Source organism: Maribacter sp. Hel_I_7 (genome assembly GCF_000688315.1).
Lineage (GTDB): Bacteria > Bacteroidota > Bacteroidia > Flavobacteriales > Flavobacteriaceae > Maribacter > Maribacter stanieri.
This window is the reverse complement of the sequence record NZ_JHZW01000002.1, coordinates 1,530,332-1,550,966: the sequence shown is the minus strand read 5'-3', so window position 1 is coordinate 1,550,966 and position 20,635 is coordinate 1,530,332. Positions and strand designations below refer to the sequence as shown.

The window sequence follows — 20,635 nt, the reverse complement described above, 5'->3', positions numbered from 1 at the left end:
TCTATGAACAAAATTTTACGACTATTACCGCTTATCATTATTTCATCAAATATTTTTGCGCAAACTACTATTGAAAATGATAGTATTATGCAATTAAACGAAGTAATTGTAATAGATACGCTTACTGCCAAAAACGCTATAGGCATCATTCCTTCGCAGACCATTGGAGCTTCAACTTTTTCAAATTATAGTCCAGTCGATTTTATCAGTTCCATAAATCAAATCTCTGGTTTGTATGCCCTATCTGGCGCACTGAACACTAACAGAATTACAATAAGAGGTGTAGGCTCTAGAACTCCTTTTGGTACGGATAAACTTAGACTTTATTACAATAACATTCCTGTTACCAACGGCACTGGTTCATCTACTATAGAGGCATTTGATTTAGAAAACTTAACTTCTGTAAAAGTTATTAAAGGTCCTAAAGGTTCAGGATTTGGAACGAACTTAGGTGGCGCAATTATATTAAATACAAAACAACTTAGCAACCAGCCTACTAAGCTGACAAATAACACCACAATAGGTTCTTACGGTCTATTTAAAAATAGCCTAGGTTTTACACATTCTCAGGACGATTTCTATATGACTTTTCAATATGGGCATATGGAGATCGATGGGTACCGAGAAAACAACAGATTTGAACGTGATGGGTTCTTATTAAACACAATTTTTAAACTTTCTGAAAAAAGTGAAATTGGACTATTAGTAAATCATATTGATTACTCTGCACAAATTGCAAGTTCTATTGACCAAGAAGACTTTGATGAAGACCCTACACAAGCTGCATTTACTTGGAAATCATCAAAAGGATATGAAGACAACAATTATAGTCTTATAGGACTATCACACACATATAAGGCTAGTTCTAAACTAAAAAATACAACTAGTTTGTTCTATACTTATTTAGACCACTACGAACCCGCACCCTTTAATATTTTAGATGAAAATACAAACGGATACGGACTGAGAACTTTGTTTTCTGGCAATATTAACATTCTTGAAAATTCTCTTTTTTACACTTTTGGCGGCGAACTTTATAAAGATGAATATTCTTGGGGAACTTTTGATAATCTATACCAAGAGAATAATGGCAATGGAAGTCTACAAGGCGATAGGCTATCTCAAAATAAAGAATTTCGCAGTCAATTAAACGCATTTGCTACAGCTTCTTATTCTTTAACAACTAGATTAACCGCGCAATTAGGATTAAATATTAATAAAACCCAATATGACTTTAGGGACCTTTTCAACTCAGGAGATACTAATACAAGCGCCAACAGAGATTTTAAAGCACTATTCTTACCAAGTTTAGATATTAATTACACTGTTTCACCAACCAATCAATTTTATGCAAATATTAGCCGCGGATTTTCTAATCCAAGTCTTGAGGAGACTTTAACACCCGAAGGAATAATTAATCCCGATATCGTTCAAGAAACCGGTACAAACTATGAAATAGGCATCAACCATAAAAGCCAAAATGATAGGTTAAAATTAGATATCGCTTTTTACCGAATGCCCATTAAAAATTTACTGGTAGCTAAACGTGTTAGTGACAACCAATATATTGGCCGTAATGCCGGCAAAACAAAACACCAAGGTGTTGATCTAGACTTCAGCTACAAAATTAAAATTTCTGATAAAATAAGAATTTCACCATTTATAAATTACACGTATAGCAATCACAAATTTGTAGATTTTATAGATGATGAAGCCAACGAAGATTATTCTGGAAATGCATTGACCGGAGTACCAAAATATAAAATTAACTCAGGAATACAGACCAATTTTGGAAATGGTTTGTTTGCAAATATTACTCACCAATTTATTGACGAAATTCCGCTTACAGATGCAAATTCCCTCTACAGTGATTCTTTTAATATTTTAAACTTAAAATTAGGTTATAAGAATCAAATTTCAGAAAAGTTTCGAGTAGGGTTAGAATTTGGTATCAACAATTTAACCAACACAAAATATTCGCAGTCGGTCTTAATAAATGCTAGTGGATTTGGAGGAAATGCCCCAAGGTATTTCTACCCTGGGAACAATCTAAATTATTATGGCGGTGTAATATTAACCTACACCTTGTAGTTTATTCTATTTTCTTCAACCACGTCTTCATATCTACCGCATCATGAATAATACCATTTAATGCAGATATAGCAACCCGCTCTTGTTCCATAGAATCTCTATGTCTTATAGTAACTGTTTGATCTTCTAATGTTTGATGATCAACAGTAATACAGAAAGGAGTACCATTAGCGTCTTGTCTTCTATAGCGTCTACCAACGGCATCTTTTTCATCATAAGTAACATTAAAATCCCACTTAAGGTCATCTACAATACTCTGAGCAACTTCCGGTAAGCCATCTTTCTTCAATAGTGGTAAAATTGCTGCTTTTACCGGTGCTAAAACCGCTGGCAGCTTTAGAACGGTTCTAGTAGTATCGTTCTCTAATTGTTCTTCTCTTAGTGAATTTGAAAATACGGCCAAGAACATTCTATCCAAACCAATCGATGTTTCCAATACATAAGGCACGTAGTTTTTATTTACTTCGTGATCAAAATATTGTAATTTCTTACCGGAAAACTTCTCATGACTACTTAAATCAAAATCGGTACGGGAGTGAATTCCTTCCAATTCTTTAAAACCGAATGGAAAACGAAATTCAATATCTGATGCCGCATCAGCATAATGTGCCAATTTCTCATGATCATGGAAACGATAATTATCTTTCCCTAAACCTAATGACAAGTGCCATTTCATTCTTTTTTCTTTCCAGATTTCGTACCATTCTTTTTGAGTACCTGGTTGAATAAAAAATTGCATTTCCATTTGTTCAAACTCACGCATTCTAAAAATGAACTGTCTAGCAACGATTTCATTTCTAAAAGCTTTACCGGTCTGTGCAATTCCGAAAGGAAGTTTCATTCGACCAGATTTTTGAACGTTCAAGAAGTTCACAAAAATACCTTGCGCAGTTTCCGGTCTTAAAAATAAGTCCATAGCACTTTCTGCATTGGCACCTAATTTTGTACCGAACATCAAATTGAACTGCTTTACATCTGTCCAGTTTTTAGATCCAGACATTGGACAAGCAATATCCAACTCCTCTATAAGTGCTTTTACGTCAGCCAAATCTTCATTTTGCAAAGACTTACCTAACCTGCTTAAAATTGTTTTTCCTTGTTCTTGATAATCGACTACACGCTGATTCGTTTTTAAGAAAGTCTCCTTATCAAAAGCTTCTCCAAAACGTTTTGCAGCTTTATTGACCTCTTTTTCAATTTTAGCATCGATTTTAGCGACATAATCTTCTACTAAAACATCAGCTCTATATCTTTTCTTGGAATCTTTGTTATCTATTAATGGGTCGTTAAAAGCATCTATATGCCCTGATGCCTTCCAAGTTAATGGATGCATGAAAATAGCAGCATCTAGTCCAACAATATTGTCATTAAGTTGCACCATTGCTTTCCACCAATACTCACGTATATTCTTTTTTAGTTCTGCACCGTTTTGACCGTAGTCATATACAGCACTTAACCCATCATAAATTTCACTAGATTGAAATACATAACCGTATTCCTTGGCGTGAGAAATTACACGCTTAAAATCATCTTCTTGCTTTGCCATTATGTAAAAATAGAATAATACCTAAAAAAAAAGTAGTTATTTCAGTTGAAATTCTGAAGAAGTAATCAAACGTTCATCTTCAAACACATTTAATGTGTAATTACCTTCCATTAAAGAACCTTCTGGAATGGTTATAGATTCACAGATATACATGTCAACCCCAGTAAAAGAAAATTCAACTCTTTTACTATAAACATTACCATTAACAGTAATAGTATTAGCGTTGTCTTCAATAATCTGCTTGTTAGGATCAAGAAACTGTAAATAAACTATTTTGTCATTACCGGCTTCACTTTCGTCTGCCAAAATAGTTACACAACCTCTTAATTTCTCTATAATTGATGCCTTATTGGTTTTGGTTGGTTTTGTTCCACGAATTAATCTAAAACCGCTTCCTTCAGAATTAGCCATTTTTAAATAACTCTTGGTCTTTAATTTCTGGTTTAGTTCTAAGATTTTTCTTCTCTGTAAAGCTTCCGCTTCTGCTAAAGAGTTACTATTAGCTCTAAGATTTTCTATCTGCTTACGAGACTCATCATACTTATCTGTAAGCAACATGTTATTATAACGTAAAAAATTGTTCTTTAAAATTAAGCTATCGTTTTTAGATTCTAACCTACGTAACTCTGTTTTAAACTCTCTTAATTTTTGTACGGTAAAATTTAAACGCCCAACTGAATCTAAAAGCTCTTGAACTTTAAATTTTGAATCTTGTAATTCAATTTCGTTCATCTCACTTTTAGCAGATAAACGATCAACATCTGCTTTCATCAAAGTAAGGTCTTTTACCAAAATTGATTTTTCCTTTTCTAAAAAATCAATTTCAGCATTTGACTGGGCATAACTATAATAGAAAGCAATTAATAATGCTATAATAACCGCAACAAATGCCGCGAGTATTATTTTATAATTGAATTTGTTATCTTGACTGTCCATTTAATAAGTGGGCTGTAGGTTGTTTAATCTGTAAAATTTGATGAAAAACAGAATTTCAAATATACTAAAGGATGTTACCAACATACTGTTACCCATATCATGTTTTGGATGTAATGCACGATTATACAGAGGAGAGGTTATACTCTGCACATCTTGCCGACATCAATTACCTCTTACCGAGTACACATTTAACGATGAAAATGCTGTTGACAGTATTTTTTATGGTCGAATTAACATAAAAAAGGCAAATTCATTCTTATTCTATACCGAAATTGGAATCGTAAAAAATCTCATACATTTTTTAAAATATAAGAATCAAGAAGGAATAGGACGGTTTTTGGGCGATTGGCACGGTCAAATTCTAAAAGAACAAGGCGACTTACCACAAATTGATTTTGTTATTCCAATTCCCCTGCATCGAAAAAAATTAAAAAAAAGAGGCTACAACCAAGTGACACTATTTGCTAAACAAATAGCCTTTCATATTAATGCTGTTTATGCAGAAGATTTACTTGTTAAAACAGCTAACACAAAAACACAGACCAAAAAAAATAGATTAAGCAGATGGTATGACAACCGGTCTTTATATGAAATAAAAAATAACGAAACCCTTATAAATAAAACCATTTTATTGGTTGATGATGTAATTACCACTGGTGCTACTATGGAAATTTGTGCCAAAACTTTTAAAGATATTAAGGGTGTAGAAATTTACATTTCTAGCATTGCTGTAGTTCCAAAGAATTAAATTCTATAAATATGTTGTTTCTTTGCGGTCGATAATCACACTAATGAGCAGAAAAATTTTAGGTTTTATATTTGTTTTTATCATTGTTTTGGTATCCTACCAATGTGCACAACGTGGCACCCCTACTGGTGGACCAAAAGATATTACCCCTCCAGAATTAACAAGAGCAGAACCACCTAATTTGACAACCAATTTTATGGGCAATAAAATTAGGCTCTATTTCAATGAATTGGTAAAATTAAAAGATATTCAAAAACAACTTATAATATCTCCTCCCTTAAAAAACTCGCCTGTACTTTCTCCAATGGGGAATGCTAATAAATATGTAGAAATAATAATTAAAGACACTTTAGAACCTAATACCACATACACCTTCAACTTTGGGCAAGGAATTGTAGATAATAACGAGGAAAACCCAAATTCATTTTTTACCTATGTTTTTTCTACCGGTAATTATATTGACTCTTTAGAACTTACAGGAGTTGTTAAAGATGCATTCAATAAAAAAGCAGATGACTTTGTTAGTGTAATGCTTTATAAAATAGACACAAGCTATACAGACTCTACAGTTTATAAAAAACCACCCAATTATATTACCAACACACTCGATAGTGCCGTAATATTTAAACTAAAAAATTTAAAAGAAGGAAAATATGCCCTATTTGGTATAAAAGATGCCTCTAGCAACAACAAATTTGATCAAAAAACAGATAAAATAGGGTTCGTAAAAGATACTATAAATCTACCTACAGATTCTATTTACCTACTGAATCTTTTTAAGGAAATACCAGATTACGGTGTTGCCGTGCCTAGTATGGAAGCAAGTAACAAAATTAGCTTTGGCTATTATGGGGTTGGTACAGATATAAAGATTGAATCTCTTACAGAAATACCAGACTCTGTTAGAACCAAGATTATGAAAGAAAGAGAAAAGGACACTATCAATTTTTGGTTTACACCTTATGAAATGGATTCCCTTCTTTTTACGATTACCAATGAAGCATTAAAAATACAGGACACATTTAAAGTAAAGAATAGAAAAGTTGCATTTGATTCATTAAAAATAACAATGAGCCAAAAAGGTAATATTGAAATGAACAAACCTATTAATCTTCTTAACAATACGCCGTTAGTTAGTTTTGATAGTACCAAAATAAAATTGATGGATAAGGATTCTATTGAGATAGCTTACAAATTAAAGCTGGATACATTAGAAAATTTATTGAATTTCGATTTTAAAATTGACCCTGACCAAAGCTATAGAATGGAGCTTATACCGGGTGCCGTGACAGATTTTTTTGAAACTACTAATGATTCTGTGGCATATTCCTTTAAAACCAAAAGCATAGCAGACTATGGTAACTTAACCTTAAATCTAAATGGCAATTCAATTGTCTACCCCATAATTGTTCAACTAACGAACGAAAAGGGCGCTATACAACGCGAGATTTACGCTACCGAACCGCAGCAATATGTTTTTGACAATTTAAATCCAGGTAAATATCAAGCTCGTGTAATATTCGACAATAACGAAAATGGAAAATGGGACACAGGTAGTTTCTTAGAAAAAAGACAACCTGAGAAAATAAGTTATTATCCTACATTAATAGAATTACGGGCTAACTGGGAAAAAATAGAGACATTTAATCTAATAGACTAAACCTATCCCTATCATTTAAAAAGGGTAGTTTATTCCGTATTAAATCTATTTCATTCTTAACGACATCAACAATTAGCACCTCTTCTTTTTTTGAAAGGGAAATTAATTCCCCAAGAGGGTCATATAAACTTGAGTGACCAGGGTAATTATGTCCTAATCCGTCGGCTCCAACACGATTTACACCAATACAATATGCCATATTTTCGATGGCACGTGCTTTTAATAGAGCATCCCATGCATTAATTCTTGGAGTTGGCCAATTTGCAGCATATAATAGAATATCAAAATCTTCTGTATTTCTGCTCCATATAGGAAAACGAAGATCATAACAGATTAATGGACAAATGGCAAATCCCTTATAATTAACAATTAATCTTTTATTACCTGCCGTGTATTTTTCATGCTCTCCTGCCAAAGTAAAAGTATGTCTCTTGTCATATGTAACATATTTTCCATTGGGTTCTACAAAGAAAAGTCTATTGTAATGAGTATCATCCTCATTAAATACAATACTGCCTACTACTGCGCTATTTATATTGGCAGCAATATCCATCATCCAACTCAATGTAATTGACCCTTCTTGATTTTTAATATTCTCTGGAGACATGGTAAAGCCTGTTGAAAACATTTCTGGAAGAACAATTAAGTCAACATCTTCTACAATTTGTTCAATTTTAGCACTGAACATTTTCCTATTGGCACTTGGATTTTCCCAATGTAATGCAGACTGAATTAGAGCTATTTTCAAATTACTTTTTTCTTGTGCCATACAAATTATTCAAGCATATCTATAAAAGCATTTAAACCCTGAGTTTTTGCGTGATCCAATGCTGTATTTCCCCTATTATCTTTAATTGTTTTATCCGCACCATTTGCCATTAATAATTTGGCTATTTCCAAACGGTTAAATTGTGCCGCATAAATAAGGCAAGTTGCACCCATTGCGTTTCTTTCATTCAATTGCGCACCTTTCTCAATCAGCAATTTTGCTATATCTGTAAAACCTTTAAAACAAACACCCATTAAAGCAGTGTTTCCAGAAGCGTCTACAGCATCAATTTTAGCTCCCTTGTCTAAAAGTAACGTTGCAATCTCCATTTCATCATAGTATGTAGCCAAAATTAATGGGGTTGACCCTCTAGTGTCTTTACTGTTAATAAGTACAGGGTTCTTTTCTAACATAGACTTAACCTCATTAAAACTACCCTCTCTAATGGCCTTAAAAAAAAACTCGTTCATAATCTTACTTTATTAAAAATCCTATAAAATTTAGAAAAAAAGTGATTAAATCATGAAGTATTTTCTTACTTGCCAACTATTTTTTCTTACCTTAAAGGAAATATGTACCTTTAAATTTAAATCAATAACTTTTGAAAACACTGGCCGTTGACTTTCTTTTAAAAGAGTCCCCCAATGCAATTGCTATCGTCGATACTAAGTTAAACTTTATTAGCTACTCTAACCAGTGGCTGCGTAAATTTACCTTAAACGACAACGATATTATCGACAAACATCTTTTTGATGTTACTATAGAAACACCCGATTTTTTCAAAACTGCGCTAGAAAATGGAGTTAAAGGGAAAGAGGATATTAACCACGGGCAAAAATTTGTTTTGCCCAGTGGAAAAATACAGTGGTTAAAATGGAAAATTCTACCATCAACTTATGATACTAATGGTTTTGATGGAGCAATAGTGTTTTTAGATGATATAACTGTAGATAAAAAAGAAATTGAACTCCTTCACAAAGCAGAAGAAGTTGCCAGAATAGGCTGCTGGGAACTTGATTTAAAAACCGGATTGATTAACTGGACCAAAACTACTAAAGACATTCATGAAGTTGATGAAAATTTCACACCCAACTTAGAGGACGGAATTAACTTTTACAAAGAAGGAACTCATAGAGATAACATTACAAAATTAGTAGGTGCAGCAATTGCTGATGGTAAACCGTTTGATACAGAATTAATAATTGTAACCGCGAAAGGGAATGAAGTTTGGGTTTCTGCAAAAGGTGAAGTAGAATTAGTAAACGGTCATGCTTCAAGACTAGTTGGTACTTTTCAAGATATTGATGAACGTAAAAAAGTTCAGTTAGCACATAAAGAAATTACAGAGCGCCTTAAAATTACCACCAAAACAGCGAAAATTGGAACATGGGAATATGATCTTTTAGAAAATGAATTAATATGGGATCAAGAAATGTATAAAATTTTTGATGTAAAAGAAGATCAGTTTTCAGGAGCTTTCGAAGCTTGGTCATCAACAATACATCCAGAAGATAAGGAAAAGGCACTAACAGCTACTAATAATGCCATAAAGGGAATTAAAGATTTTGATGAAGAGTTTAGAATAAAGCATCAGAATGGTTCAGTTAAACATATTAAAGGTCTTTCTAAAACAATTAAAGATTTTAATGGTAAAGCTATTAAAATGACAGGTGCAAACTGGGATATTACAGAATTGCGAAGTGCAGAACTTAAACTAGCCAAAAGCACTGAAATATTTACAGAAACTTTTGAACACTCTTCTATTGGTATGGCACTTGTAAGCCCTGAACTTAAATGGCTAAAAGTAAATAAAAGCTTATCTAAAAGCTTAGGATATTCAGAAGAAGAATTACTAAAAATGAAAACTACAGATATTACTTATCCAGATGATTTAAGTAATAGTGAAGTTTTTAAATCTAAAGTATTCAGTGAAAATAATAATAATTTACAATTGCAAAAAAGATACTTTCATAAAGATGGAAATGTAGTACACGCTATTATTGGGGTTACACCTGTAAAAGATTTAAATGAGAATCCAAGTCATGCCATCGTTCAATTTTTGGATATCACCAATAGTATTGAATCACAGAATAAATTAGAATCTTTGGTAGAGGTTACAAAGAGCCAAAATGAGAGCCTTACAAATTTCGCACATATTGTCTCTCACAATCTAAGGTCGCATTCCACCAACATGACAATGCTTGCTAAATTTTTAAATGAAGAGAAAGATGAAGATGAACGTCTAAATTTAAATAGAATGATTACGAGTGCTACTGAAAGTTTATCTGAAACTATTGATCATTTAAATGATGTAGTTTTAGTAAAAACAGGAGCTCTAGAAAAGTTACAGAGTATTAGCATACTTAATACTATTAACCAAATAACAAAAAGTATAAACGGTTTACTAGAAGAACAAAGTGCAACTATAAAAATAGATGTATCAAAGTCTCATTTTGTAAATGCCGTTCCTGCTTATTTGGAAAGTATATTTCTTAACATTCTTACAAATGCTTTAAAATATAGGTCATCTGAACGAACTCCTATTATTGAAATAAAATCTAAAGTAAAGGGTGATTTTATCCAAATATCATTTAAAGATAATGGTCAAGGTATTGACTTAGAAAAACACGGTGATAAAATATTTGGTATGTATAAAACATTCCATAAACATAAAGACGCAAAAGGTATAGGTCTTTTTATTACAAAAAACCAAATTGAAGCAATGAGCGGTACTATTTCTATAGAGAGTATTGTTGATAATGGTACCACTATATTTATAGAACTTAAACGCAACTAACTTAAAAAAAAATTATGAAAAAAGTTCAACTTTGCTGCATAATAGACGATGACCCTATATTCGTTTATGGTACAAAAAGAATTATTAAAGAAGTAGATTTTGCAGAATCTATTATTGTTTATACTAATGGACAAGAAGCTCTTGACGGACTTACGAAAATTTGCGTAGCTAAAGAACCATTGCCAGATGTAATATTTTTAGATTTGAATATGCCGATTTTAAACGGTTGGGAATTTTTAAATGAATTTAAAAACTGCCAGAGTAAAAGATCAAAATCTATTACAATCTATATCATTAGTTCTTCTGTAGACCCTAGAGATTTAGAACGAGTTAAAGATTACAATCAAGTTGACAACTATATTTTAAAACCGATAACTCCTGATGATCTTGCGAAGATTCTAGGCGCTGCCGTGGAAAGATAATTTATAAAATATCAATCATACTTAAGTCCATTGTTAATTACACCGATTAGTGTAATTTTTTTTAAAAAAAAGGTTATCTTAATTACATAACTTAGCAAATAAATTTGATTACTCCATATAAAAATCTAAATCTGGTTAAGATTTACTATTGAACTATTTTAAAATGAGCGTATTTACAAGTTGTTGTATTATAGATGACGACGAATTTTTTTCTGTTAGCGGCAAAAGTATTTTAAAGCAACATAATTTTAGCGATAATATGCTATACTATACTGGCGGTCAAGAAGCTATTGATGGTCTCATAGGTTTGTTAGTTGAAAATATTACCCTTCCAGATGTTATTTTTTTAGATTTAAATATGCCAAATAGAGATGGCTGGTCTTTTCTAGAAGAATTTGAACAATTACCTGAAGATAAAATAGAACATATTCAAATTTATATCACCAGTTCATTTATAAGCCCTACTTACATGGAGAAGGCAAAAAATTATAAATTGGTTAAAGATTACATTGTTAAGCCATTAACTGAAAGTGCGGTTAAAAAAATAATAGACGCAAAAGAAAACGGATAGAATTATCGCACACCAGGTGTAAAATCTACTGGAGCATTCTGTGGCTGATTGATGGTGCCTTCATTACCAGTATCATTAAAAATTACCCACTCAATTGGTTTAAAAATAGGGCTACCAAATTCTATTTCTACATTTCTAACCGCCCTACCATCTTCAAATTCATGGTTAGTGTTACTCCCATCTTGTCCCACAACTCCAAACAAATCTATAATTTTCCCAAAAGAGTCTTCTAGAACTATATTATCATCTCCATTGGAATCTGCCGGAGAATTAGCACCAGAAGAAATGTCTGGAGCAAAGCCGTAAACTTCTTCAAATTCCTCTGCATTTGGAGAAATCACCAATAATTCTTTCCCTTCCATAACAAAATCAGACAAATCGATTGTGGAACTAACTTCAGTATTATCATTTGTGTATCGTAGCAAAGACCAACCTTTTAAAGACAAACTTTCATTACTAACGTTATAAAGCTCTATAAATCTTGCACCTGCGTTGTTATCTGGGTCTGCTATTTCAGTTATTAAAATGGAATTAGAAGTGAATTCATCAACAAATTCCTCACATCGTTCCTCATTAAAATTTAGGTCATTCTCATCTCTTATTATCAATTGATATTCATTCTTGTCTAAAGTCAAAATACCAGTAGCATCACCCATTTTATCTGGAACTATCTTAGATTGAAAATCAGCGTAACCACTATTTAAAAGTACCAACTCTTTATCACTGCAGTCAACTAGTGTTCTTAAGGTTTCCTCTTCAACAACTGCATAACTCTTGCCTAGCTCATCTAACTTAAATTCCACGTTATTCACCTTCACTAGAGTATTTACCATGTTCTCATTTAATTCAGATATAGCAACTGAAGTCGGCAGAATACCATTGTTCTCTTTACAAGAGACCAATACATGATCAAAAACAACATTTTTAGGTAATCTACCCACACTTATATTGCCAAAAGAAGTAAATACACCACCAAGCTTATAAGCACCATTAGATCGCCCTAAATACAATCCCTTTAACTTTATGGTTATTTGCTGACCAACATCAAAAAACAAATGAGCATCTCTTAACTCTAACTCCAATTGCAGACCTTCAGTAGGATTAGCAGGAGCGTCTTGAAAAAAGACAACATTGAAAAAATTGCCTTCTTTATCAGAGGAAATAACATATCCCTGAACAGCAATATCTTCTTGAATTTGAACAGTTTTATCTATATATAAACTTTTTAGCTCTGAAATACTTATGATTGTAAAATTGGAATTTGAACATTCAATCTCAGGCGTATTGAATTCTCTGTTTTTAACACAAGAGCCAAGCACTACACACATTGCTATCATCAAATAAAATATGTTGCTATTACTATTCATATTTAAAAACTAAATGCAAAATTTAAAAAATATGTTCTACCGAAACCATACCAATATTTTGGAGCAAATGATGGATTACCACTTAAATTATCTTGTTTCAACTGACCATAATTACCATTTCTACTTTGTTCATATCCACCAGTTCTGAAAGTGGTATCAAATACATTATTAATACTTGCAAAAACACTTATATACTTGCCCTTTCTTAGCCAAGATTTACCACCAACCATATTTAACAAGTAAAAATTATCAAGCGGTTTTTGCTCTAATAATTTTCGAACATTTTCATCTGTCGCATCTGTAAACCTCAATTGTGTCTCAGGGTCAATTAAAAAGCTTTGAGTTCTAGTAATGGTAGATATATTAGCATAATTATTCCCTAGATAATTAGCCGACCCACTTATCCACCAGTATTTGGGGTCTCTATATTCGATACCTCCTGCAATAGCTTTTTGCGGACCTTGTGCCAGTTTATAACCCTTTACGGCAGATTGTCCTAAAAATTTTGAACCAGAAACATCGATTAAGTCTTCACTTGCTCCTGCCGTATCAAAATTAATGGTCACGAACGGATTGCTTGCATATTCGTATTTTGCTATTGAAGCAACCAAAGAGAGTTTAACCGCACTAGATAACTGATACTCTAGACCAAGTTCTGCACCTAAATGTAACTTGTCTAGGTCAGTTAAAACTTCTTGAACAAAATCTGAACCTACACCTGAGTCGACAAAAAAGAAATTTACATCTGTAGTATTCTGAAAACGAGTATAAAAGCCAGTTAACCGCCCGGTAAGTTTTGGCATTCTTAAAAAATAACTGGCATCTACACTAGTTATTCTTTCACTTTGTAAATCGGGAACTATCGCATTATTTTCTCTGGGGTTGATAAATATATTTTGCAGAACAGGTGCTCTGTTAATATGTGCGGTATTTACAGCAACCCAATGCCTACCAGTTATAGTATATGTTGCACCAGATTTAATAGACCAATTTGAGAATTTTATTTGCTCACTTTCCCCGATAGAATTATCAAGGAACCGTTCATTCTGGAACAAACCATTTCTTCGAAAATTATCTAAAACGTACTTGCCTGTCACAAATACTTTAACCTTATTATAATTTGCATTTAACTGGGTAAACATTGCTGTATTACTACCATTCAAGTTATAATTGTAATTGAATATATCTTCTTCAAATTTATTTACATCAGATGAAGTATCGTTGAGCGTTTCTGAAAATGTATCAATATCACGATGATATGCTGCCCCCAACAAATCATTTATTTGAGCAAAGTTTTTTGAACTTAATCGTTTATGTGTAAAACCAATATCAACCTTTAAATGACTGTTAACATCAATGTTCGAAGTTATGTTTGCGGTAAATTGATTATCCTTAATTACATCATCATATAACACGTAAGCCGCCTCTCCTCCTTGACTTATACTACTATTAGCTTTATACAACTTTTCCCAATCTAATTGTGGATTTAATACAAACCCCTCCTTTGCTTGAATAGCACTTTCATAGTTTGAGCCTATAGGTGAGTTCAGATAGAAACTCGGTAAATACCTGTAATAGGTAGGATCAGGATTGGGTGCATTAAAATAACCTAACCTACTTCGCTTGTAGCTCCCTGTTTGATATCCCAAACCTGCATTAATACGTAAACCTTTGGACTCATGATGATAATTCAACAAAAACAAAGGTTCACGAATGTTACGCTCTCTAGAATTTCGAATTTTCCCGTTTTGCAGACCTGAATAAGGATTGTATTTATTGCCTTGAATTTCATAGACCTCTTCAGTAATGGCAGATGAACGCCCTCTTCTGTTTGATGCAACTATTGCGGTAGTAGAAATTGTGTTTTTTTCATTTAGGAGATATTCGAATGAACCATAAACCGAATAAGAATCATACAATGTACCACCAATATAACCTTGTTTTGCCCAACGTCTAGAAGCAGAAACTATATATGCAAATTTCTCATTTTTAACTCCAGAATTATAGGTAGCCATGAGTCTGCCGCTATAAGTTCTGTTAGATATTGATGAAGATAATCTAGTACCCGGTCTTAAACTAGATGGTCGTAAGTCTATATTTGTATTTCCTAAAATACCACCAAAAGTAAAATCTGAAGCACCTAAACCATTAGAATATTGCTGATTTCTAATTACATCATTCAAGCCTCCCCAATTATTCCATTGAGGTCTGCCATCGTACATTTTATTCATTGGCAACCCATTAAGATGTACTTCTCCATATTGTGAGTCGTAGCCTCTTACTCTAAAAAATGCCTGTCCAAAATCAAAAGCGGCCCTGTTTAGAAAAATATCTTTCGTTGATTGTAATAAAGCTAGTGCGTTAGAATTTACCTCATCATCTAACAATTCGTCATCAGTAATATTGACTAGGTTAATTTCTTTCTCAACCGTAATATCACGTTCTAAAAAAATTACACCTAAATCAATTTCATTTCCAATTAGATGTAACGGTATTCGTTTCGGATTATAATCTGGTGCATATATTTGTAAAATATAATCTCCAGTAATTGAGACGACCATAGCAAAATGTCCCAAATTATTGGTAGTAATTGAGTTTGCCTCACCTTCTAACATTACTTCTACATCCGTAATTAGCTCACCTTTAATTTTATCCTTCACCACTCCTCTAATGGTAGACGTATTTTGAGCCTGAAGTGAAAATATTCTAAGAAAAAATAATAATAAAAGCGCATTCCTAATCATACGATACCTTAACACCTTATTAGTGAGCCCATAAGATACTATTTTAAGAAATAATTAACATTAAAAATCCGTATACTCGCTATTTATTAAGATAAAATACCCTCAACAATGCGCTTTTTATGTTTTTTGTTCTTTCTGTTCCCTATATGTTTATTAGCTCAAGACGGTAGTACCTATCAAATTAGAACCATAGCATTTTATAATCTAGAAAATCTATTTGATACTAAAAATGATACCTTAATTTTTGACGACGATAGAACTCCTACAGGAAAAGATAATTGGACAGAAGAACGTTATCAGCAAAAAATAGAGCAAATGTCAAAGGTTATATCTGAAATTGGCTCAATAGATAACGACACCGCACCAGATATTGTAGGTGTTTGTGAAGTAGAAAACCTAAATGTTTTACAAGACTTAGTACAACATAAAAATCTGTCTATTTACAACTATGGAATAGTACATTATGATTCTCCTGATGAGCGGGGTATTGATGTAGCCCTACTTTATAAAAAGAGTGCTTTTGTTCCCGTAAATTTCAATAGCCACAGGTTATTACTCTTCAATTTAGATGGAAAACGAGATTACACCAGAGATCAGTTAATTGTTGAAGGGTTATTAGATAATGAAAAAGTACATTTTATCGTTAATCATTGGCCATCTAGAAGTGGAGGCGAAGCAAGAAGCAGACCATACAGATTAGAAGCCGCAAAACTAAATAAACGTATTATAGATTCCGTTAGAAGACAAGACCTAAATGCTAAAATAATAAGCATGGGAGATTTCAACGATGACCCTATAGACCCTAGTTTCAAAAAAATTCTAAAAGTACAGAAGAATTTTAAAAGCTTAGATTGCGTTGGATTATACGGACCTATGGAAAAACTATTTAAAAAAGGAAGGGGATCATTAGCATACCGAGACAGTTGGAATCTATTTGATCAACTTTACTTGACTTCTAGCTTTATAAACAAAGAAAAAGATAGTTACAGCTACTGGAAAGTAGGTATATTTTCTCCCAACTATCTAATGGATCCAAAGGGAAAATATGAGGGCTACCCTTTTAGAACATATGCTGGCGGCAGCTATATTGGTGGTTATAGCGACCATTTTCCTGTCTATCTTCATTTAATTAAGAAAGTAAATAAATCAGATTAATCTAATTCTTCAATTTCTATATTTTTCCACTTTACTTTAATACCTCCACCAGAGTGTATTTGCAACAGAATTGCACCTTCTCCTTTACCAATACGCCTATCCTTTAAAGAAACCATTTCAACACCGTTTATCCAAGAGGTTACCACTTTGCCTTCAACTTTGATTTTCATATGGTTCCAATCCCCAAATTTTAAAGCTTCGTCTTTATCTGCTGTTGGCTTAATTAACCATTCTCTACCGTAAGATTCATAAATACCGCCTGTAAAAGCACCTGGAGGGGCAACTTCTACTTGCCAACCACTAACAGTTGTACCTTCTACATTAGAGCGAATAAACACACCGCTATTACCATCAGCTTCTTGTTTAAAATCTAAATCAAGTATAAAATTCTTATAATCCTTATCCGTTCCTAAATACCCATACTCAGCATCAGGTCCGCTTTCACATATTAATAAACCTTCTTCTACATACCATTTTTCAGTTCCGTAGATAGTCCAACCATCTAAATTTTGTCCATTGAAAAGTTCTTGCTTTTGAGCGAACATTGAAGCACTAAAAAGCACCATCAATATTATTGACGAAATTTTATTCATTATAAAATTTTATAAGATTAGTTAAACCATTGACCCCAAGGAATTCTGCTAAGAATTAGCAACAATCCTATTCCGTAAAATATAGCAATACTCTTAAATTTCTTATTGCCTTCTACAAACTTCTTGTGTCTAGACCAGCCAATAGTTATAGCTGCTATTGCCAGTATGTTAATGAAAGGATGCTCTACCGCCAATAAACGTGCCGCCGAAGACAAACCACCCATGCCAAATTCTTGAATTGCACTTAACCCACTTGGAGAAACAAAGTATAGTATTAACCCTATTAATAATTGAATATGGCATAAAATAAGTGCAAATAGGCTTAATCTAAGATCTTTGCCCATATTAAAAATTCTCTTTCCTACTAGACCAGAAATAGCGTTGATAACGGCTAAGACCAATACAGCCAATGCTATATATGCCAAGTAAGAATGTAACATGTGAATAGTTTCGTACATAGTTCTATAATTTAAGTTTTAAATGTACTGAATTTTGGGCATAAAAAAACCCTGACTTTACAGTCAGGGTCTATTTTTACTCTTAATATTTCTACTAGAATTCGTAACGTAAAGTAACGTTCCAAGTTCTACCCCAACCAAAGTAACCTTGGTTAGATACAGCTATACCTTTATACAATTCATCACCAGCTTCTGCAAAATTAGCAGTAGTCAATGTTGAAAGATACTCAGTATCAAGTAAGTTGTTAATGTTACCTCTTATTTTCAACTGCTTTAATTTATCAGCACCTAAAGGAACTCTAAAAGTAATACCAGCATCTAACAAGTTGTAAGAAGGTAATTTCAAATTCTCTTTAACAGCACCAACATCAGAATATAAATTATCATAATATCTCCAATCAGAATCGATAGAGAATTTTTGGTTGATTTTATAAGCAAAACCTAAACCACCAGATAATTGTGCAGCACCACCAACTTTACCACCGTCGTAATCAACGGTTTCAAAGCTAATTATGTTTCTATCTTCATCAGCAACCTGCGTAGTTGCATCACCTTTATATTCCCAATCTCCTACAGAAAATTGACCATTTATAGATAGGTCTGCAATAGGTCTAAGTTTAAAATCTACTTCAACACCAGAGTGTAATTGCTCAGTACCAAAATTGGTTGTAAACTGAAGAACATCATCAACTATGTTAGAGCTAGATACAACTCTATCTTTCCAAGAAGTTCTATACAAGTTAACGTTAGCAGAGAATATTGAACTTTTGAAACCATAACCAGCTTCTAAACCAAAAATCTTTTCATTTTCAGTTAACGGGTTTACTTGGTTTGTAAAGTTTAAGTAAATATTATCGTGGTAAGGCTGACGATTGTAGTAACCAGTGTTTACATAAAATGCGTGAGCTTCAGAAACTTTATAGCTTAAACCTGCTTTAGCGTTGTAACCTAAGTTATCTACTTTTTCAGAATCTGTACCAGGAGTAATACCAGCTGGTATAGGCTCATCTGTACCTTGACTAGAAGTACCATCGATTAATGCTTGATCCGCATATTGAAAAAAGTCAAATCTTTGGTGAGATTGGTTAGAAACCGAACCTTGGAAAAATGCAGACATATTATCTGTAGCATACTCTAATTGCGTAAACAAACCACCGTAAGAAATACGCTCATCATTGCTATATGCAATTTTTTGATCTTCAGGATAAGAATCAAAAGCAGCAGCCCAACCAGAAGGTCTAAAGCTTTCTGTTGCCAATACATTCTTATAAGTACCAAAAGTACCATATCTCTCGTGATTGTTATTTTGATCTCTTAAACGAATTGTTTCTGCCCAAGAATCAAGACCATGAAAATCAGAAACAACTCTAAAGTGCTTACCGTAATATGTTCTTAAATCAAAACCTACATTCCAAGAAAGTTCATCTGTAATTTTAGTTTCGAAGTTTGAAATTAAACCGTACCAGCTATGTAAGTTCATAGAAGAACGAGTAACATAACCTCCACCAGCTGTAAAATAACCACCAGCTCCATTTTCAATTTCACCGTTAGCAGCGTAAATAGCATCATAATCAATACGACCTTCGGCAGTTCTAATTCTGTTACCACGGTCACCAGTACCACCACCATTACCCCAAGAAGCATATAATACAGTAGAAAGGTTTGATTTATCACTGATAGTAAAATCCCAGTTTAAGTTAGCAACCGGTTTATGGTAAAAGTTTCTTCTTTCAGTTTTGTACTCACCATTGTAAGTACCCCAGTTATTATTGTAACGTAAACCATATTGCTGATAATCAGCTATAGATTTTGTAAAGTTTTGATCGTGAAATTGTGGTGCACCAGTTAATAACAAGTTAAAACCATGCTTTTCATTTGGTCTAAAACCAGCAGAAATAAAATAAGTTTGACCTTCACCAAAGTTACCTTCGTTGTAACCATCTCCTTGCCAGTGTGAAAGCATTACACTTAAACCCCAACCTTTTTCAGAAACACCTGTGTTATAACCTGCAGAAGTTTTAATATAGTTATCGTTAGCTACCGTTGCATAACCAAAACCACCTTCGTTCATTTCTGTTGCTTTAGTTACGAAGTTAACCGTACCACCAACAGAGGAAATCGCCAATTTAGAAGAACCTAAACCACGTTGAATTTGAACTCCACTTGCAATATCATTTAAACCAGACCAGTTAGACCAGTACATTTTACCGTCTTCCATACCGTTAATTGGCTGACCATTTAAAAGAAAGGCAGTGTTATCTTGCTCAAAACCACGAACTCTCATATCAGAATCACCAAAACCACCTGCTTGACCAGATACATATACAGAAGGAGTATTAACCAATGTCATGGTAATATCTTGTGTACCTATCTTCTCTTGAATAATCTCAACAGGAATAGAAGAAACAGCAATTGGAGTTTGTCTATCACTAGCAAGGTCAATAATACCTCTACCAACAACAACAACACCTTCTAATTCTTCAGCATTAGGCTCTAAAACAATTGAACCAATATTACCAGCAGAAGTAAAAGCAATCTGCTTTGAATCGAAACCGATATAAGAAATTACCAATGTTCCAGATTCAGCACTTACATTGATTGTAAAATTTCCATCAAAATCAGATGAAGCACCATTTGTAGTACCCTTTACCATTACGGTAGCACCAGGCAGTGGTGAATTTGTGTCACCATCTAATACGGTACCTGTAATAGTGCCTTGTGAAAAAGCAGTTACGGTCATTAAAAATGCCGCTATTGCAAAATACATTTTTTTCATTT

At 33.2% G+C, this 20,635-nt stretch carries 16 protein-coding genes; 7 read left to right on the top strand and 9 right to left on the bottom strand.

What is annotated here, in order from left to right:
* Positions 1-3 precede the first annotated feature (3 nt).
* A complete protein-coding gene (locus tag P178_RS21665; protein WP_051638210.1) occupies positions 4-2,091 on the top strand; it encodes a TonB-dependent receptor in 2,088 nt (695 codons plus the stop codon).
* A 1-nt stretch (position 2,092) separates the two neighbouring features.
* On the opposite strand, the gene P178_RS0108270 is transcribed toward P178_RS21665, so the two are convergent.
* Both P178_RS0108270 and P178_RS0108265 read right to left on the bottom strand, forming a co-directional pair.
* Positions 2,093-3,637 carry a glycine--tRNA ligase gene (locus P178_RS0108270; RefSeq protein ID WP_027065781.1) on the bottom strand — a complete coding sequence of 515 codons (1,545 nt, stop codon included), beginning with the start codon at positions 3,635-3,637 and terminating at the stop codon, positions 2,093-2,095.
* A gap of 36 nt (positions 3,638-3,673) precedes the next feature.
* On the bottom strand, positions 3,674-4,573 hold the full coding sequence (locus tag P178_RS0108265; RefSeq protein WP_027065780.1) for a hypothetical protein: 900 nt from the start codon (positions 4,571-4,573) through the stop codon (positions 3,674-3,676).
* 40 nt (positions 4,574-4,613) lie between these two features.
* Here P178_RS0108265 and P178_RS0108260 point away from each other — a divergent pair, with 40 nt between their 5' ends.
* A complete protein-coding gene (locus P178_RS0108260) occupies positions 4,614-5,321 on the top strand; it encodes a ComF family protein (protein WP_036145916.1) in 708 nt (235 codons plus the stop codon).
* 43 nt (positions 5,322-5,364) lie between these two features.
* Positions 5,365-6,981, top strand: a complete 1,617-nt coding sequence (locus P178_RS0108255; RefSeq protein WP_027065778.1) for an Ig-like domain-containing protein — start codon at positions 5,365-5,367, stop codon at positions 6,979-6,981.
* Here P178_RS0108255 and P178_RS0108250 read toward each other — a convergent pair.
* Together P178_RS0108250 and P178_RS0108245 are read right to left on the bottom strand one after the other, a co-directional pair.
* A complete protein-coding gene (locus P178_RS0108250; RefSeq protein ID WP_036145914.1) occupies positions 6,965-7,750 on the bottom strand; it encodes an amidohydrolase in 786 nt (261 codons plus the stop codon). The genes P178_RS0108255 and P178_RS0108250 overlap by 17 nt on opposite strands.
* A gap of 5 nt (positions 7,751-7,755) precedes the next feature.
* Positions 7,756-8,220 (bottom strand): ankyrin repeat domain-containing protein, encoded by a 465-nt coding sequence (locus P178_RS0108245; RefSeq protein ID WP_027065776.1) that lies wholly within the window; start codon positions 8,218-8,220, stop codon positions 7,756-7,758.
* Positions 8,221-8,351: 131 nt separating this feature from the next.
* Here P178_RS0108245 and P178_RS22595 point away from each other — a divergent pair, with 131 nt between their 5' ends.
* The 3 genes from P178_RS22595 (at position 8,352) to P178_RS0108230 (ending at position 11,540) form a co-directional block, all read left to right on the top strand.
* Positions 8,352-10,547 (top strand): sensor histidine kinase, encoded by a 2,196-nt coding sequence (locus tag P178_RS22595; RefSeq protein WP_051638209.1) that lies wholly within the window; start codon positions 8,352-8,354, stop codon positions 10,545-10,547.
* A gap of 14 nt (positions 10,548-10,561) precedes the next feature.
* On the top strand, positions 10,562-10,969 hold the full coding sequence (locus P178_RS0108235) for a response regulator (RefSeq protein ID WP_027065775.1): 408 nt from the start codon (positions 10,562-10,564) through the stop codon (positions 10,967-10,969).
* 163 nt (positions 10,970-11,132) lie between these two features.
* Entirely contained in the window at positions 11,133-11,540 is a 408-nt protein-coding gene (locus P178_RS0108230; RefSeq protein WP_027065774.1) for a response regulator, read from the top strand.
* 2 nt (positions 11,541-11,542) lie between these two features.
* On the opposite strand, the gene P178_RS0108225 is transcribed toward P178_RS0108230, so the two are convergent.
* Together P178_RS0108225 and P178_RS0108220 are read right to left on the bottom strand one after the other, a co-directional pair.
* Positions 11,543-12,907, bottom strand: coding sequence for a DUF5689 domain-containing protein (locus P178_RS0108225; protein WP_027065773.1), 1,365 nt, complete (start codon positions 12,905-12,907; stop codon positions 11,543-11,545).
* A 2-nt stretch (positions 12,908-12,909) separates the two neighbouring features.
* Entirely contained in the window at positions 12,910-15,651 is a 2,742-nt protein-coding gene (locus P178_RS0108220) for a TonB-dependent receptor (RefSeq protein ID WP_027065772.1), read from the bottom strand.
* A gap of 108 nt (positions 15,652-15,759) precedes the next feature.
* Here P178_RS0108220 and P178_RS0108215 point away from each other — a divergent pair, with 108 nt between their 5' ends.
* The gene (locus P178_RS0108215) at positions 15,760-16,806 is read left to right on the top strand and encodes an endonuclease/exonuclease/phosphatase family protein (protein WP_027065771.1); all 1,047 of its coding nucleotides are present in this window, start codon (positions 15,760-15,762) and stop codon (positions 16,804-16,806) included.
* Here P178_RS0108215 and P178_RS0108210 read toward each other — a convergent pair.
* The 3 genes from P178_RS0108210 to P178_RS0108200 form a co-directional block, all read right to left on the bottom strand.
* Positions 16,803-17,399 (bottom strand): DUF1080 domain-containing protein, encoded by a 597-nt coding sequence (locus P178_RS0108210; protein ID WP_027065770.1) that lies wholly within the window; start codon positions 17,397-17,399, stop codon positions 16,803-16,805. The genes P178_RS0108215 and P178_RS0108210 overlap by 4 nt on opposite strands.
* A gap of 17 nt (positions 17,400-17,416) precedes the next feature.
* Positions 17,417-17,857 carry a hypothetical protein gene (locus P178_RS0108205; RefSeq protein WP_027065769.1) on the bottom strand — a complete coding sequence of 147 codons (441 nt, stop codon included), beginning with the start codon at positions 17,855-17,857 and terminating at the stop codon, positions 17,417-17,419.
* A gap of 94 nt (positions 17,858-17,951) precedes the next feature.
* Positions 17,952-20,633 carry a TonB-dependent receptor gene (locus tag P178_RS0108200; RefSeq protein WP_027065768.1) on the bottom strand — a complete coding sequence of 894 codons (2,682 nt, stop codon included), beginning with the start codon at positions 20,631-20,633 and terminating at the stop codon, positions 17,952-17,954.
* Between the last annotated feature and the right edge of the window lie 2 nt (positions 20,634-20,635).

What these genes read in the sequence shown, in the direction of transcription:
- P178_RS21665 (WP_051638210.1), top strand. Translation starts at nt 4, where the DNA reads ATGAACAAAATTTTACGACTATTACCGCTTATCATTATTTCATCAAAT.
- P178_RS0108270 (WP_027065781.1), bottom strand. Translation starts at nt 3,637, where the DNA reads ATGGCAAAGCAAGAAGATGATTTTAAGCGTGTAATTTCTCACGCCAAG.
- P178_RS0108265 (WP_027065780.1), bottom strand. Translation starts at nt 4,573, where the DNA reads ATGGACAGTCAAGATAACAAATTCAATTATAAAATAATACTCGCGGCA.
- P178_RS0108260 (WP_036145916.1), top strand. Translation starts at nt 4,614, where the DNA reads ATGAAAAACAGAATTTCAAATATACTAAAGGATGTTACCAACATACTG.
- P178_RS0108255 (WP_027065778.1), top strand. Translation starts at nt 5,365, where the DNA reads ATGAGCAGAAAAATTTTAGGTTTTATATTTGTTTTTATCATTGTTTTG.
- P178_RS0108250 (WP_036145914.1), bottom strand. Translation starts at nt 7,750, where the DNA reads ATGGCACAAGAAAAAAGTAATTTGAAAATAGCTCTAATTCAGTCTGCA.
- P178_RS0108245 (WP_027065776.1), bottom strand. Translation starts at nt 8,220, where the DNA reads ATGAACGAGTTTTTTTTTAAGGCCATTAGAGAGGGTAGTTTTAATGAG.
- P178_RS0108235 (WP_027065775.1), top strand. Translation starts at nt 10,562, where the DNA reads ATGAAAAAAGTTCAACTTTGCTGCATAATAGACGATGACCCTATATTC.
- P178_RS0108230 (WP_027065774.1), top strand. Translation starts at nt 11,133, where the DNA reads ATGAGCGTATTTACAAGTTGTTGTATTATAGATGACGACGAATTTTTT.
- P178_RS0108225 (WP_027065773.1), bottom strand. Translation starts at nt 12,907, where the DNA reads ATGAATAGTAATAGCAACATATTTTATTTGATGATAGCAATGTGTGTA.
- P178_RS0108220 (WP_027065772.1), bottom strand. Translation starts at nt 15,651, where the DNA reads ATGATTAGGAATGCGCTTTTATTATTATTTTTTCTTAGAATATTTTCA.
- P178_RS0108215 (WP_027065771.1), top strand. Translation starts at nt 15,760, where the DNA reads ATGCGCTTTTTATGTTTTTTGTTCTTTCTGTTCCCTATATGTTTATTA.
- P178_RS0108210 (WP_027065770.1), bottom strand. Translation starts at nt 17,399, where the DNA reads ATGAATAAAATTTCGTCAATAATATTGATGGTGCTTTTTAGTGCTTCA.
- P178_RS0108205 (WP_027065769.1), bottom strand. Translation starts at nt 17,857, where the DNA reads ATGTACGAAACTATTCACATGTTACATTCTTACTTGGCATATATAGCA.
- P178_RS0108200 (WP_027065768.1), bottom strand. Translation starts at nt 20,633, where the DNA reads ATGAAAAAAATGTATTTTGCAATAGCGGCATTTTTAATGACCGTAACT.